Here is a 14,429-nt window from a genome sequence, read left to right as displayed (position 1 = left end):
GGAGATTATTATGGATTTTAATGTAATTCAAATTATTTTAGTCCTAATTGTCGCATTCTTAGCTGGTTTGGAAGGGATTTTAGATGAGTTTCAATTCCACCAACCAATTATTGCTTGTACATTAGTTGGGCTTGCGACAGGACATTTAACTGAGGGAATTATCCTTGGTGGTTCTTTACAAATTATTGCACTTGCTTGGGCAAACGTAGGTGCTGCGGTGGCACCAGATGCTGCTTTAGCATCTGTAGCTTCAGCTATTATTTTTATTAAAGGGAATGATTTTTCAGAAGGTGGACGTAACCTTGCTATTGCTACTGCTGTTACTTTAGGAACAGTTGGTTTAGTTTTAACAATGGTGGTACGTACATTATCAGTTGCATTAGTCCATAGAGCGGATGCAGCGGCTGAAAAAGGAGACTTCAAAGGAGTTTCATTCTGGCATTATGTTGCATTATGTTGCCAAGGATTACGTATTATGATTCCAGCTGGATTACTTTTATTCTTACCTTCAGATGTTGTTCAAGGTTACTTAAAATCAATTCCTGATTGGTTTGCTAATGGTATGACAATTGGTGGTAACATGGTAGTTGCTGTGGGGCTAGCAATGGTTATTAACTTAATGGCTTCTAAAGAAACTTGGCCATTCTTCTTCATCGGTTTCGCAATCGCTCCTTTAAACGAGTTAACATTGATTGCAACTGGTGTTATCGCTTTAAGTTTAGCGTTAATTTACTTAAACTTATCTAATAACAGCGGAAATGGTTCAACTGGTGGACGCTCAGGTTCTGGAGACCCACTAGGTGACATTTTAAATGACTACTAAGGAGTGTGAATGAGATGACAGAGAAAAAAGTATCTTTAACGAAACAAGACCGCTTAAAAGTTATGTTACGTTCACAATTCTTACAAGGTTCTTGGAACTATGAACGTATGCAAAATGGAGGATGGGCATTCTCCCTAATTCCTGCATTGAAAAAATTATACCCAAACCCAGAAGATTCAAAAGCAGCGTTAAAACGTCACTTAGAATTCTTTAATACTCACCCATATATTGCTTCACCAATTCTTGGGGTAACTTTAGCTTTAGAAGAAGACCGTGCAAACGGTGCGCCAATTGATGACGCAACAATCCAAGGGGTTAAAGTTGGTATGATGGGACCACTAGCTGGTATCGGTGACCCCGTATTCTGGTTTACTGCTCGTCCTATCTTAGGTGCGATTGCCGCTGGGTTAGCAGCAACGGGTTCAATCATTGGACCATTATTCTTCTTTATTGTTTGGAACTTAATTCGTATTGGTTTTATGTGGTATACACAAGAGTTAGGATATCGCCAAGGTTCTGAGATTACTAAAGACTTATCTGGTGGTATTTTACAATCTATTACAAAAGTTTCATCAATTGTAGGGATGTTTGTAATGGGGATTTTAGTACAGCGTTGGACAAGTATGAAATTCCCACTTGTCTTAACAAAAGTACAATTGACGGCCGATCAATATATTCAAACTCCTGGAAAAGATGATGTTGTAACTGGTGGACAACTTCAAGAGATTGTTGCTAAATTATTAGATGGTAAAAAGTTATCGCCTGAAGTAGTAACTACTCTTCAAGACAACTTGAATAAATTGATCCCAGGATTGGCTGCTTTACTATTAACATTCTTTGTAATGTGGTTATTGAAGAAAAATGTAAAACCAATTTACATTATCTTCGGGCTATTTGTCCTAGGTATTTTAGCTGGTTTAACAGGAGTAATGGCTCCTTAATCCTACTTGATTGGAGATAGACTATGGCTGTTTCATTAAATACAAAAGCGATTTATAAAACAAAAGCAAACCTTTTTAATGGAGGACTAGGATTTAAAAATGGTGATATCCTTATTGGAGATCGCGCATTTGAATTCTATAATCATCAGAACCCGGAAAGCTATCTTCAAATTCCATGGGAAGAAATTAAATTGGTTAGGGCTCATGTCATGTTTAAAGGACGTTTTATTAGAGCATACTATATTGATACGAAACAAGCTGGAACATTTCAGTTTATTTCTTCAGATGCTGGGCGAACTCTTAAAATGATGAGAGATTTTATTGGAAATGATAAAATCGTTAAAACTGAACCTTTATTTAGTTTGAAAAAACTATTTAAAAAGTAATAAAAAGGCGAATGCTTTAGCATTCGCCTTTTTAAGTTTCATTTGTAAGTAGAAAAGGATAATGATCCATGGAAAGATTCAAATTCACCGTTGGATATGTTACAAATTCTCCATCTTTTTGAGCTTTTATAGGTTCATTAATTTTTATATTGGCTTTTGTACATGAGTATTCTTTTAAATTTTTGGGAAACAGTTTGAAATGAGTTCCATTTGTTAAAATAAACGGAAAAGCTTTTAGAACTGTAAAAAGAGAAACTTTTCTTGCAATTGCAATTTGAAAATGATGACTTCCTTGTGTTGCAGAAGGTACAAAGCGAATCCCACCTCCAAAGTAGGCGTGATTAAAAGCTCCAAGTAGAAGATTTTTTGTAGAAGTAAAACTTTCTTTGTCATCAAGAGTGATTAGGGCATCAAACTCTTTGCGTTCTTTAAAAGCCTTAATAATAGGAGTTAAGTAAGAAGCTTTTTTAATCCCTTTAGCTTGCAGGAGTGCTTGCCTTTGTTTTTGGTTTATTTCACAAATAGCAGCATCAATCCCAAATCCCATCGAATTTAAAATGATACCAGTTGTTTGTGAGTTTTCTTCTGAATAAGTAAGAAATTCTAAGTCAATAATATGATTCTTTGAAAGCTTTTCGATAAACTTTCTCGCGTGATGAGTTAAATTCATTTCCCGTGAAAAATCATTCCCAGTTCCAGCCGGTAAATAGCTAAGAGGTACAAAGATGTTCTGTTGTTTTAAATATTGAAGAGCTTCATTGAGAGTGCCATCACCACCAACAATAACGATTACGGTATGTTGATTTCGTTGCTGTAGATGTTTGTCCATCAATTCGGGAAGTTCTCCAGCTCTTTGAGTCTGAAATAATTTGAAGGGAATTCCTTTTTCTGTACAAACTTCGACAATATGATTAATTTGTTGCTGGCCTGAAAAACTGCCAGACATTGGATTTCCAAAAATAAATAAATTCATGAAATACTTCCTTTCGATTCTTCACAATTATAGCATAAATGAAAGTTAAAAAAGAGTGATTTTTGTAAGAAATAACGTATAATGAAGATGAGGTGAAAGTATGGCTAATGATTTTTTTGAGCGAGTGTTAAATCCTACTTGGAAAAATTTAAGTAGAGAATCAAAAGAAGTAGTAATTCGAAATATTCTACGCTTTTTCGTGAATCCAATACTAACAATTGAAGATTTAAAGTTTGTACAATATGATTACGCTGGTATCACAAATGATACGTTTGAAGTAACGATTGATGGCAGAGTTTTTGTTTTTGTACCTGGTCAGAAAGAGGTTGTTCTTGGGTGGGATAGCGGTTTGTCAGGACTTTCAGGTCTTGACTGCAGTGAAGAGAGACAAGAACTAAGATATGCGTTTAAACGGTATTTGAACCAACACGTAACTGGGTTTATGTTTTTAAATCAAAATGTTCAAGAGAAAGATCTTTCTTCTGAAAAGCTAACTACTCAGATTGTTGAAGATGGCATTAATTTGATGACATCTGAATTAAGAAAAGTTGATATTTCAGCAATGTTAGTTGAAAAGAAGCCTAATTTCGTTGGCTTAAAATTTATTGGTCATTATTCTGTGGTCACTGGTCAGATAGATGGGGAAGATATGGTATCAAGTGAAACATTATCCATTTTAGAAGAGGCCATTACTCCAGATAATTCTTTAGAAGCTCTTTTTCAAGAATTTCCAAGAGCAGTAAGAGTCGATCAGTACTTCATGCAACAAGATATTCAAAATCCAGATCTTTTTGCGTGTTATGTAGCAGATCCAGTTAGTTATGATGAAGGACGCAAAGAGATAGAAAGATCCGGAATGGGACTGTTAAATGAAGATGAATGGGAATATTGTTGCGGTAGTGGAACGAGACGTTTATTTAAATGGGGAAATCAACTACATAGAACTCTGTTGCAGGATGAGTTTAAGTCTCCTTTATGGCAAGAGAATATGTTTGGTTTAGAAATTGCAAACGCTGAATTCGGACCAGAAATTATTGAAGGTCGTCCATATACCAAAGGAGCTTGGCTGGAAGAAAATTTTAAAGCACCTGTGTTAAATTTATTACCTCTTTCTTCTTACTATTCAGTAAATCTACCACTTTTTGTTGATCCAAACGGAAAATTAGCAGCAGGATATTATTGTATAAGAAGAGCTATTCGAATTGAAATGTAATAGTAAAAGCAGCTACTCAAGTGGCTGTTTTTAAATTTTTATTAAGGTCAAAAAAAGTCAAATAACACTATTGACCTTTCCTGACTAAAGGTGTATACTTAATTCATGGTCAAGAGACCACAAAAGGAGGAATGAAGATGAATATTGAAAAAATGACAACAACAATGCAACAAGCATTAGGCCAAGCGCAACAAATTGCGATGGTCCGTAAACATCAAGAAATAGATATTCCTCATTTATGGAAAGTATTTATGGAACCAAATCACTTTGCTAGAAATTTATATAGTGATTTACAAGTGAATGACAAAGAATTTGAGGAATTAATTGATAAAGAATTAGACCGTATTTCTGTAGTGGAAGGGCAAAATGTCCAATACGGTCAAAGTATGAGTCAAAACTTATATCGACTCTTTACAGAAGCTGAAAAGATTAGAGAAAGCTTTAAAGACGATTACTTATCTACAGAGGTAGTTGTACTTGCATTAATGGAACTACAAAATCATCCATTAACACGCTATTTAGTACAACAGCATATAACCAAAGAAAATTTGAGAGCTCGAATTGAAGAGCTAAGAGGGGGAGAACGTGTGACTAGTCAAAATCAAGAAGAACAATATGAAGCATTATCAAAATATGCACGTAATTTAAATGAAGCTGTTCAATCTGGTAAACAAGATCCAGTCATTGGACGTGACGAAGAAATTCGAGATGTGATTCGTATTTTATCTCGTAAAACAAAAAATAACCCTGTCTTAATCGGGGAACCTGGTGTTGGTAAAACAGCAATCGTTGAAGGATTAGCGCAACGTATCGTTAAAAAAGACGTACCAGAAAACTTAAAAGATAAATTAATCTACTCATTAGATATGGGTGCTTTAATCGCAGGTGCAAAATACCGTGGTGAATTCGAAGAACGTTTGAAAGCCGTTCTTAAAGAAGTAACAAAATCAGAAGGACGCATCATCTTATTTATCGATGAAATCCACACAATCGTTGGTGCTGGTAAGACAGAAGGCTCAATGGATGCTGGTAACTTACTAAAACCAATGTTGGCTCGTGGTGAATTACATTGTATTGGTGCTACAACTCTTGACGAATACCGTGAAAATATGGAAAAAGACAAAGCGTTAGAACGTCGTTTCCAAAAAGTACTTGTTCAAGAACCAACTGTTGAAGACACCATTTCAATTCTTCGTGGGTTGAAAGAACGTTTCGAAATCCACCACAGTGTAAATATTCACGACAGTGCGTTAGTGGCTGCTGCGACTTTATCAAACCGTTATATTACTGACAGATTCTTGCCAGATAAAGCGATTGACTTAGTCGACGAAGCCTGTGCTACAATCCGCGTTGAAATGAACTCAATGCCAACAGAACTTGACGCAGTCACTCGTCGTTTGATGCAACTTGAAATCGAAGAACAAGCATTGAAAATGGAAAAAGATGACGCTTCTCAAAAACGTCTTGCTATTTTACAAGAGGAATTAGCAGAACAACGTGAAAAAGCCAATAACCTCAAAATGAAATGGGAAATCGAAAAAGAAGAAGTCAATAAAATCCGTAATAAACGTGAAGAAATCGATCATGCTAAACGTGAATTAGAACAAGCAGAAGCTGATTATAACCTTGAAAAAGCTGCTGAACTTCGTCACGGACGTATTCCAGCTCTTGAACAAGAATTGAAGGAATTAGAAGAACAAAATAAAGCGAATGCTGAAAGCACGCAACGTCTCGTTCAAGAATCAGTAACTTCAGAAGAAATTGCTCGAGTAGTGGGACGCTTGACAGGTATTCCTGTAACAAAACTTATGGAAGGCGAACGTGAAAAACTTCTTCACTTAGAAGATATTCTTCATGAACGTGTCATCGGTCAAGATGAAGCTGTACAAAAAGTAGCTTCAGCAGTACTTCGTTCTCGTGCAGGCTTACAAAATCCTAGCCGTCCAATCGGAAGTTTCTTATTCCTCGGACCTACAGGGGTTGGTAAGACAGAACTTGCTAAAGCTCTTGCAGAAGATTTGTTCGACTCAGAAGACCATATGGTTCGTATCGACATGAGTGAATATATGGAAAAACATTCAGTGTCTCGTTTAGTGGGAGCTCCTCCAGGATATGTTGGATATGAAGAAGGAGGCCAATTAACAGAAGCTGTTCGTCGTAATCCATATACAATCGTTCTTTTAGATGAAATTGAAAAAGCTCATCCAGATGTATTTAATATCTTATTACAAGTATTAGACGATGGACGCTTAACCGATTCTAAAGGACGTGTAGTAGACTTCAAGAATACAGTGATGATTATGACAAGTAATATTGGTTCACAATTCTTGCTTGAAAATCAAGGTGAAACAATCGATGAAGAAACTCGTACAGCAGTAGAGGGTGTTCTAAAAGCAACCTTCAAACCAGAGTTCTTGAACCGTATCGACGAAACAATCTTCTTCACACCACTTTCTAAAGACAATATTCGTGGTATCATTACGAAGATGTTGAAACAATTAGCCAAACGTGTAGAAGATCAAGAAATCGTCCTAAGCTTCACAGATGAATTGAAAGATTGGATTGCAGATAATGCTTATAATCCAGTGTACGGTGCTCGTCCAATTTCTCGTTATATTCAACGTGAAATTGAAACGCCACTTGCTAAAGAAATCATCCGTGCAAGCATCCTTCCAGGCGACCAAGTGAAATGTGATTTAGGAATTGATCATGTGACATTTGAAGTGATTGGAAAGAATGAATAATAAGTAAAAATAAAACGCAATGGAAATTTGTCCATTGCGTTTTTTTGTGCTTTATTGGTCTTCTTGAATACGACGTTTTCTAATACCCCAGAATTGGAAGTAGTCAGTACGGATAGCACCGTTATAGAGTTTGCGTTTCTTTGTCGCTTTTTGACCATAGTGATCTTCAAATGTTAAGTCACTCGTTAAAATATATTTACTCCAAGTTGTCAGTGGTGCATAGGTTTCACCCATTTGTTTATAGATGGCTTGAGCTTGTTCTTCAGAAAGAAGACGGTCTCCGTATGGTGGGTTTGCCACGATAATTCCATTTTCTTTCTTTGTGCGAAAGTCCTTCAACTGCATTTGTTTGAATTCGATTTGGTCCGCGACTCCTGCTTTAATCGCATTTTGTTTAGCAATTTCAATCATAGAGCCATCAATATCGGCACCAAGAATATCGAGTTGGATATCAGTGCGGATTTCTTTTCTTGCTTCTTCTCTGACTTTGTCAAATACGCCTGGAGTAAAGAATGTCCATTTTTCAGCAGCAAACGAACGATTCAATCCAGGAGCGATATTCTTACCAATCAGAGCCGCCTCAATTGGGATTGTCCCAGAACCACAAGTCGGATCGTAGAATGGTTTATCGGGATACCAACTTGTAAGCATCACAAGAGCCGCAGCCATGTTTTCTTTCAGTGGCGCGCCACCTTTTTCTGTACGGTAGCCACGTTTAAAGAGACTTGTTCCACTTGTATCAATTGTTAAAGTGACAACATCTTTTAAAATCGCCACTTCAATAGGGTAGAGGGCACCAGACTCAGGCAAGTGAGTACGACGATGATAAGCTTCGCTTAAACGATTGACAATCGCTTTTTTAACGATGGATTGGCAGTTAGGAACACTGTGAAGAGTCGATTTTACAGATTTACCAGAAACTGGGAATTCAGCATCGACGGGAAGAATTTTCTCCCATGGAATCGCTTTTGTTTGTTCAAAGAGCGAGTCGAAAGTTTTTGCAGTGAACTGTCCCATAATGATTTTGATACGGTCTGCAGTTCGAAGCCAAATATTTGTACGAGCGATATCGTAGTCGTCACCTTCAAAGAAGGCTTTTCCGTTTTCTACTTGAACCTCATAACCCATGTTGCGTAATTCTTTACCAACGAGAGCTTCAATTCCTGCAGCTGCAGTTGCTACTAATTTATATTTTGTCATAGATTTCTCCTTTATTCGTAAAAAGAGGAGTGGACACAAGGCCTCACTCCTTACCATTTGCTAAAAATCCTGAAGTAAACTTCTATAAGCCATGTTCTGTTCCATTTAATAGCAGGATCCATTAAATTTCAGTAATCATCTGTCTACACAAATGTGTCTCTTTTTTCGTTCATTTCCTAGTAAGAGTGCCCCTACCATAAGTTTGGGTTGCTCGCTCGAGGGGTTTACCGCGTTCCACCAATTTCGTTTCCAAAATTGCTTCGTCACTGTGGCACTTTCAAGAATACTAGAGCATAGCATTGCCGTAGCTCGTTTTTCTGCCGTCAACATGAAGTTGCCTTAGCTTATTGTTTCGCTAAGCACGAACACTACAAGCATCTCAGCTTGTGCGAGCATGGACTTTCCTCAGCATTGAATGCCGCGATTACTCAAAGTTTACTTAGTAATTAGTTAAATGTATCAATATTGATACATTTATGATTAATAATCGTTGTCACGTAATGGTGTAATTACACGTGTTTTATAAAAATCGTCATCATCTTCTGTTGAATCCAATGAAGAATGAGCACCATTTCCTTCTTCTAACTTCGAATCAAAAACATGTTTTTCTAGATTTGAAAGTCTTTTTAAAATATCAAAGTTAGTCACTCCTGAAGAAGAAACATTAGAAGTACGATTTACTTTTGATACAGTTGCTTGACGAGATAATTCGTCTACTTTCGTTAATAAACGTTCGTTTTCTGCTTGTAAAAAGCTGATTTCCTTTTGGAATGTGTCATAATCACGAATAATTAAGTCTAAAAATGCATCGACTTCTTCAATATCAAAACCTCTGAATGAGCGTTTAAATTGTTTTTGTAAAATATCTTTTGTACTTAATGAAATACGCGCCATAATTGCTTTCCCCTTTTTTAATCAATCATAATAATCATTAATTTAATTTATCTTCTTTATGATACTAAAATCACTAGGAAAATACAAATACGACAGAGTTATTTTTAGTTATTTTTAATGAAATTTGATATAATTTTTTAAAATAAACTTGTAAAGTAGAGGATTATCATGAATTGGTTAGAAGTATCGGTAAATACACATTCAGAAAGTGTAGAAGTAGTAAGCTCTATTCTGATTGAATTAGGTTCCAAAGGAGTTTCTATTGAAGATCCACAGGACTATTATCAATTAACGGATGAACAACTTGAATGGTTAAAAGTTCAGCAAAAAGATCTTTACGAAACAGATACAGTGATCGTTAAAGGATATTTTCAACCTTCACAGTGGTCAAAGGATTCAGATGTCCTTCTTCATGAAAAACTAGAGGAAATTAAAGTTTATGGCTTGCAAACAGGACCGCTATCCGTTCAAGTGAAAGAAGTAGGAGAAGAAGACTGGGCTAATGCATGGAAACAATATTATTTTCCTGTGCGTGTCACGAGATTTTTAACAGTGGTTCCTAGTTGGGTTGATTATGAAAAGGAACAAGATGATGAGTTATTAATCGAATTGGACCCTGGTTTAGCATTTGGAACAGGAACACATCCAACGACTCAATTGTCCCTAACTGCTTTAGAGCAAACGATTCGAGGAAATGAGAGTGTTTTGGATGTGGGTACAGGATCTGGTGTTTTAAGTATTGCTTCTAAACTATTAGGTGCAAGTAAGGTGACTGCATTTGATATTGATGAAATGGCTACTCGAGTTGCAAAAGAAAACATTGCATTGAATCCTACCATTGGTGAAATCGAAGTTTATGAAAATAATTTACTTGTTGGGGTAGATCAGAAGAGTGACTTAATCGTTGCGAATATTTTGGCTGAAATTTTACTTCAAATGCCAGAAGATGCTTATCGAAATCTGAATGATGATGGAAGGTTAATTTTATCTGGAATCATAGAGTCAAAAGCAAATGAAGTGAAGGAAGCTTATGAAAAAGCTGGATTTACTCTTGTTGAAAGAATGATAATGAGAGAGTGGAATTGTTTTATTATGAAAAAGGATGTTGAGTAAATGCAACGTTATTTTGTAAAAGGAATCGTTAGCGAAACTACTCATTCACTTGAGTTTTCAAAGGAACAGATTCATCAGTTGAAAAAAGTAATGAGAATGAAAGTAGAAGAGCAGTTTGAAATTGTGGATGAGAATAGTACCTTAGCCATAGTTGAACTAGTTTGTTTAGAACCTTTTGAAGTAAGAGTTATTAAGACCTTAAATCAAAAGGTGGAACTTCCCGTATTTACCGCAATTGCAGTCGGTTTATCAAAAGGAGACAAATTAGATTGGATTGTTCAAAAAGCAACTGAATTAGGAGTTCATGAAATTATTCCTATTGAGATGTCTAGAAATGTTGTGAAATGGAACAAGGATAAAGCTAGCAAAAAAACTGAAAGACTACAAAAGATAGCAGAAGAAGCAAGCGAACAGTCTCATCGATTAAAAGTACCCTTTGTTAGTGAAGTAATGACGATCGACAGTTTGATTGAATACACAAAACCGTATCATCAAAAATTAATTGCATACGAAGAAGCTGTAAAAGAAGGCGAAACGGTTCAACTTGTAAAGAGTTTACAAGCTTTAAAAGAAGGAGAAAAGATTGTTTTCGTTTTTGGTCCGGAAGGCGGCATTGACGAAAAAGAAGTAGCCAAATTACAAATGAATGAGTTTCATACTTGTTCATTAGGGCCAAGAATTTTACGAGCAGAAACTGCTCCTTTATATGCTTTAAGTGCATTATCATACCAATGTGAATTACTCCAATAAACTTCAGTTGACGATATTCGTTTAGAGCGGTACTATAAATTACTACATGCAATCAAGAAATGCTTAAGGAGATTCAAATGTCTAAAAATAAGACTTATACCTCAGATGATGTCCTTGCAATGTGTAAGGAGTACATGAATGAGAAGCACATTCAATTTATAGAAAAAGCGATTTATTTCGCAACCTTCGCTCATAAGGAACAAGTGCGTAAATCAGGTGAAGCGTATATTGTTCATCCTATCCAAGTTGCTGGGATTCTTGCGGAATTAAAGCTGGATCCTGATACTATTGCAACAGGGTTTCTTCATGATGTTGTTGAAGATACGGGATTTAGTATCGATGATATTGAGTATGAGTTTGGAAAAGATGTAGCATTTCTTGTAGAAGGTGTCACGAAATTAGGAAAAATCAAATATAAATCTCACGCAGAACAACAAGCGGAGAATCACCGTAAAATGCTTCTTGCGATGGCTAATGATTTGCGTGTGATTATGGTAAAACTAGCTGATAGACTACATAATCTTCGTACATTAAAATTTCATAAGCCTGAAAAACAAAGAATGATTGCGGAAGAAACGCTTGAAATTTATGCACCGTTAGCGCACCGTCTAGGGATGAATAAAATTAAGTGGGAATTAGAAGACACGTCTCTTCGTTATTTAAACCCACAACAATATTATCGTATTGTTCATCTCATGAATTCAAAACGTGATGAACGTGAAGAGTACATTGAAACGACGATTGAAAATATTAAAGAAGCGACTAAAGATTTGGAAATTGAAGCGGTCATTTATGGACGTCCAAAACATATTTATTCCATTTACCGTAAAATGAAAGATCAAAAGAAACAGTTTAGCGAGATTTACGATTTACTTGCGATCCGTGTTTTAGTGGATAGTATTAAGGATTGCTACGCAGTACTTGGAGCAATTCATACAAAATGGAAACCAATGCCAGGTCGTTTTAAAGACTATATTGCGATTCCAAAAGCGAATATGTATCAATCCATCCATACAACCGTGATTGGTCCTGGTGGACGACCTGTGGAAATTCAAATCCGTACCTTCGAAATGCACCAAGTAGCTGAGTACGGGGTTGCTGCTCACTGGGCTTATAAAGAAGGAAATAAAGAAAAAGTTACGAACGATCCATTACAAAAACAATTAGATTGGTTTAAGGACTTAATCGAACTTCAAAATGAAACTAAAGATGCAAAAGACTTTATGAATAGTGTGAAGGGAGATATCTTCGGTGATAAGGTTTATGTCTTTACGCCGAAAGGAGATGTATCTGAGCTTCCTTTAGGTTCTGGACCACTTGATTTTGCTTATAATATTCATACTGAGGTTGGTAACAAAACAGTAGGGGCCAAAGTCAATAATAAGATTGTTCCATTGAACTACCAGTTAAAGACTGGGGATATTGTAGAGGTATTGACGTCTGCCAATTCATTTGGACCATCTCGTGACTGGATTAATCTTGTTTATACGACTCGTGCGAAAAATAAAATCAAACGTTTCTTCAAATTACAAGATCGCGATGAGAATATTATTAAAGGACGAGAGTTACTCGAAAAACAAATTACAGAACTTGGATTTAATTTCAAAGACTTTATGACAAAACAAGGCATGAAAGACATTGCTTCTCGCTTCAACTTTGGAACGGAAGAAGATTTGTTAGCAGCAATTGGCTTTGGAGAAGTCTCTTATCAAACAGTTGCCAATAAGATGACCGATAAAGCTCGTAAAGAAATTGAGGACCAAAAAGTTGTCGAAACTGCTTTTGAGAAAACAACGACTCAAGGACAGAAGAAAGAAAGTCAAAAGATGAAAATTCGTCACGAAGGTGGCGTGATTATTGAAGGAGTAGACAATCTTTTAATTCGTTTAAGTCGTTGTTGCAATCCAGTTCCTGGGGACGATATTGTTGGGTATATTACGAAAGGTCGCGGAATTTCAGTTCATAGAAAAGACTGTCCGAACGTTCAACTACCTGAGAGCGAACAAAATCGCTTGATCGAAGTAGATTGGGAGGATGCTGCTAACACAGGACAACAATATGATACGGAACTAGTTGTTGAAGGATACAACCGTAATGGATTATTGAATGAAGTCTTGAATGTTATCAACAGTACGACGAAATCACTAAACTCAGTTAACGGGAAAGTTGATGCGAATAAGATGGCGACAATCTCTGTCAATATCGGAATTATGAATACGCAACAATTAGACTTTATTGTGGATAAGATTAAACAAATTCCAGATGTATACAGTGTACGTCGTGTGATTTCATAGGAGGAGTTCATGAGAATAGTATTACAGCGAGTGAAGTCAGCAAGTGTATCGATTGAAGGCTCCGTTGTTGGTGAAATCAATCAAGGCTTCCTCTTATTAGTTGGTGTGGGACCTGATGATAATAGAGATGATGCCTCCTATTTAGCTAAAAAGATTGCAGGCATGCGTATCTTCAGTGACGAGAATGGAAAGATGAATCTGTCGATTGACCAAGTCGGCGGAAAGATTTTATCTGTTTCGCAATTTACACTGTTTGCCGATACGAAAAAAGGGAATAGACCTTCTTTTACAGGGGCTGCCAGTCCTGAAGTAGCGAACCAACTTTATGAAGAATTCAATGAAATCCTACGCACAAAGTATGGGTTAACTGTTGCAACAGGAGAGTTCGGAGCAGATATGCAAGTGAGTCTTGTAAATGATGGGCCAGTAACGATATTACTCGATACAAAAAACCAATAAAAAGAAAGCACAGGAGAAATCCTGTGCTTATTTCTTTAAATCAAATGATTATGGACGTTTGTTTTCTAAGTCTGTTCTTACGACTAAAACGTCACAAGAGGCATTCCGAATCACGTATTCAGAAACCGAACCAATGAAAAGACGTTCTACAGCATTTAAGCCGGTAGCTCCCATCATGATAAGGTCTATATTGTAATCCTTTGTCAGTTGTTTAGAAATGACTACTTTAGGAGAACCATATTCAAGTACGGTTTCAACATCTGTAAAGTTATGAGATTTAGCATAATCAACATATTCAGCAAATAAGTTTTCAGCTTGTTTACGAATCTCATCTGAAAAATTACCCTCAAATCCAGTAGGAGTTTGAAGAGAACGAGTATCGATGACATGAGATAATACAAGCTTCGCATGATTTCGTTTGGCAACTTCAATGGCTTTGTCAAAGGCTAGTTTTGCTTCTTTTGAACCATCAATTGGAACGAGAATTTTTTCATATTCATGAAACATAAAATCACATCCTTATTCTTGATACTCTTATTATACACCTAAAGGAAGGGAATGAAAAGGGAACCAAAAAAGGAAGAAAATAGGAATTTAAGTAAAAGAAAAAGGCTCTTTGTCAAATAGTGTTGATGAAGA

Annotated in this window: 13 protein-coding genes and 1 other RNA gene; 9 read left to right on the top strand and 5 right to left on the bottom strand. The window is 36.3% G+C overall.

Annotated elements, in window-relative coordinates; translation table 11 throughout:
• Positions 1–10 precede the first annotated feature (10 nt).
• From HMPREF3106_RS01630 to HMPREF3106_RS01620, 3 genes are read left to right on the top strand one after another with little or no spacing between them, the layout of a single operon-like run.
• On the top strand, positions 11–823 hold the full coding sequence (locus tag HMPREF3106_RS01630) for a PTS mannose/fructose/sorbose transporter subunit IIC (RefSeq protein ID WP_070443986.1): 813 nt from the start codon (positions 11–13) through the stop codon (positions 821–823).
• 14 nt (positions 824–837) lie between these two features.
• On the top strand, positions 838–1,764 hold the full coding sequence (locus tag HMPREF3106_RS01625) for a PTS system mannose/fructose/sorbose family transporter subunit IID (protein ID WP_049555559.1): 927 nt from the start codon (positions 838–840) through the stop codon (positions 1,762–1,764).
• Between the two features lie 23 nt (positions 1,765–1,787).
• A complete protein-coding gene (locus HMPREF3106_RS01620) occupies positions 1,788–2,150 on the top strand; it encodes a DUF956 family protein (RefSeq protein ID WP_049555558.1) in 363 nt (120 codons plus the stop codon).
• Positions 2,151–2,181: 31 nt separating this feature from the next.
• Here HMPREF3106_RS01620 and HMPREF3106_RS01615 read toward each other — a convergent pair whose 3' ends face one another.
• Complete coding sequence (locus HMPREF3106_RS01615; protein ID WP_070436728.1) at positions 2,182–3,123, bottom strand: diacylglycerol/lipid kinase family protein; 942 nt, start codon at positions 3,121–3,123, stop codon at positions 2,182–2,184.
• Between the two features lie 100 nt (positions 3,124–3,223).
• Here HMPREF3106_RS01615 and HMPREF3106_RS01610 point away from each other — a divergent pair, with 100 nt between their 5' ends.
• Both HMPREF3106_RS01610 and clpB read left to right on the top strand, forming a co-directional pair.
• Positions 3,224–4,336 (top strand): hypothetical protein, encoded by a 1,113-nt coding sequence (locus HMPREF3106_RS01610; RefSeq protein ID WP_070436730.1) that lies wholly within the window; start codon positions 3,224–3,226, stop codon positions 4,334–4,336.
• 137 nt (positions 4,337–4,473) lie between these two features.
• Positions 4,474–7,080 carry an ATP-dependent chaperone ClpB gene (gene clpB / locus HMPREF3106_RS01605; protein WP_070436732.1) on the top strand — a complete coding sequence of 869 codons (2,607 nt, stop codon included), beginning with the start codon at positions 4,474–4,476 and terminating at the stop codon, positions 7,078–7,080.
• Between the two features lie 51 nt (positions 7,081–7,131).
• Here clpB and HMPREF3106_RS01600 read toward each other — a convergent pair whose 3' ends face one another.
• The 3 genes from HMPREF3106_RS01600 to gpsB all read right to left on the bottom strand — a co-directional run bounded on the left by HMPREF3106_RS01600 (position 7,132) and on the right by gpsB (position 9,174).
• Positions 7,132–8,280 carry a THUMP domain-containing class I SAM-dependent RNA methyltransferase gene (locus HMPREF3106_RS01600; RefSeq protein ID WP_070436734.1) on the bottom strand — a complete coding sequence of 383 codons (1,149 nt, stop codon included), beginning with the start codon at positions 8,278–8,280 and terminating at the stop codon, positions 7,132–7,134.
• Positions 8,281–8,360: 80 nt separating this feature from the next.
• Positions 8,361–8,716: RNase P RNA component class B (rnpB, locus tag HMPREF3106_RS01595), an RNA gene on the bottom strand.
• Between the two features lie 44 nt (positions 8,717–8,760).
• The gene (gpsB, locus tag HMPREF3106_RS01590; protein WP_005605364.1) at positions 8,761–9,174 is read right to left on the bottom strand and encodes a cell division regulator GpsB; all 414 of its coding nucleotides are present in this window, start codon (positions 9,172–9,174) and stop codon (positions 8,761–8,763) included.
• A 168-nt stretch (positions 9,175–9,342) separates the two neighbouring features.
• Here gpsB and prmA point away from each other — a divergent pair, with 168 nt between their 5' ends.
• The 4 genes from prmA to dtd all read left to right on the top strand — a co-directional run bounded on the left by prmA (position 9,343) and on the right by dtd (position 13,790).
• Positions 9,343–10,287: a 50S ribosomal protein L11 methyltransferase gene (prmA, locus tag HMPREF3106_RS01585; protein WP_070436736.1), complete on the top strand. Its 945-nt coding sequence runs from the start codon at positions 9,343–9,345 to the stop codon at positions 10,285–10,287.
• Positions 10,288–11,037 carry a 16S rRNA (uracil(1498)-N(3))-methyltransferase gene (locus HMPREF3106_RS01580; RefSeq protein ID WP_070436738.1) on the top strand — a complete coding sequence of 250 codons (750 nt, stop codon included), beginning with the start codon at positions 10,288–10,290 and terminating at the stop codon, positions 11,035–11,037.
• 77 nt (positions 11,038–11,114) lie between these two features.
• On the top strand, positions 11,115–13,331 hold the full coding sequence (locus tag HMPREF3106_RS01575) for a RelA/SpoT family protein (protein ID WP_070443983.1): 2,217 nt from the start codon (positions 11,115–11,117) through the stop codon (positions 13,329–13,331).
• A gap of 9 nt (positions 13,332–13,340) precedes the next feature.
• Positions 13,341–13,790, top strand: coding sequence for a D-aminoacyl-tRNA deacylase (dtd, locus tag HMPREF3106_RS01570; protein ID WP_070436742.1), 450 nt, complete (start codon positions 13,341–13,343; stop codon positions 13,788–13,790).
• Between the two features lie 48 nt (positions 13,791–13,838).
• On the opposite strand, the gene HMPREF3106_RS01565 is transcribed toward dtd, so the two are convergent.
• Positions 13,839–14,297: a universal stress protein gene (locus HMPREF3106_RS01565; RefSeq protein ID WP_070436744.1), complete on the bottom strand. Its 459-nt coding sequence runs from the start codon at positions 14,295–14,297 to the stop codon at positions 13,839–13,841.
• Between the last annotated feature and the right edge of the window lie 132 nt (positions 14,298–14,429).

This window comes from Granulicatella sp. HMSC31F03 (assembly GCF_001807725.1).
Taxonomy (GTDB): Bacteria; Bacillota; Bacilli; order Lactobacillales; family Aerococcaceae; genus Granulicatella; species Granulicatella adiacens.
The sequence above is the reverse complement of the archived record's forward strand: the minus strand, read 5'-3'. Positions and strand labels throughout refer to the sequence as shown.

Excerpts from the sequence above, each read along its gene's own strand:
- HMPREF3106_RS01630 (WP_070443986.1), top strand. The coding sequence starts at position 11 with ATGGATTTTAATGTAATTCAAATTATTTTAGTCCTAATTGTCGCATTC.
- HMPREF3106_RS01625 (WP_049555559.1), top strand. The coding sequence starts at position 838 with ATGACAGAGAAAAAAGTATCTTTAACGAAACAAGACCGCTTAAAAGTT.
- HMPREF3106_RS01620 (WP_049555558.1), top strand. The coding sequence starts at position 1,788 with ATGGCTGTTTCATTAAATACAAAAGCGATTTATAAAACAAAAGCAAAC.
- HMPREF3106_RS01615 (WP_070436728.1), bottom strand. The coding sequence starts at position 3,123 with ATGAATTTATTTATTTTTGGAAATCCAATGTCTGGCAGTTTTTCAGGC.
- HMPREF3106_RS01610 (WP_070436730.1), top strand. The coding sequence starts at position 3,224 with ATGGCTAATGATTTTTTTGAGCGAGTGTTAAATCCTACTTGGAAAAAT.
- clpB (WP_070436732.1), top strand. The coding sequence starts at position 4,474 with ATGAATATTGAAAAAATGACAACAACAATGCAACAAGCATTAGGCCAA.
- HMPREF3106_RS01600 (WP_070436734.1), bottom strand. The coding sequence starts at position 8,280 with ATGACAAAATATAAATTAGTAGCAACTGCAGCTGCAGGAATTGAAGCT.
- gpsB (WP_005605364.1), bottom strand. The coding sequence starts at position 9,174 with ATGGCGCGTATTTCATTAAGTACAAAAGATATTTTACAAAAACAATTT.
- prmA (WP_070436736.1), top strand. The coding sequence starts at position 9,343 with ATGAATTGGTTAGAAGTATCGGTAAATACACATTCAGAAAGTGTAGAA.
- HMPREF3106_RS01580 (WP_070436738.1), top strand. The coding sequence starts at position 10,288 with ATGCAACGTTATTTTGTAAAAGGAATCGTTAGCGAAACTACTCATTCA.
- HMPREF3106_RS01575 (WP_070443983.1), top strand. The coding sequence starts at position 11,115 with ATGTCTAAAAATAAGACTTATACCTCAGATGATGTCCTTGCAATGTGT.
- dtd (WP_070436742.1), top strand. The coding sequence starts at position 13,341 with ATGAGAATAGTATTACAGCGAGTGAAGTCAGCAAGTGTATCGATTGAA.
- HMPREF3106_RS01565 (WP_070436744.1), bottom strand. The coding sequence starts at position 14,297 with ATGTTTCATGAATATGAAAAAATTCTCGTTCCAATTGATGGTTCAAAA.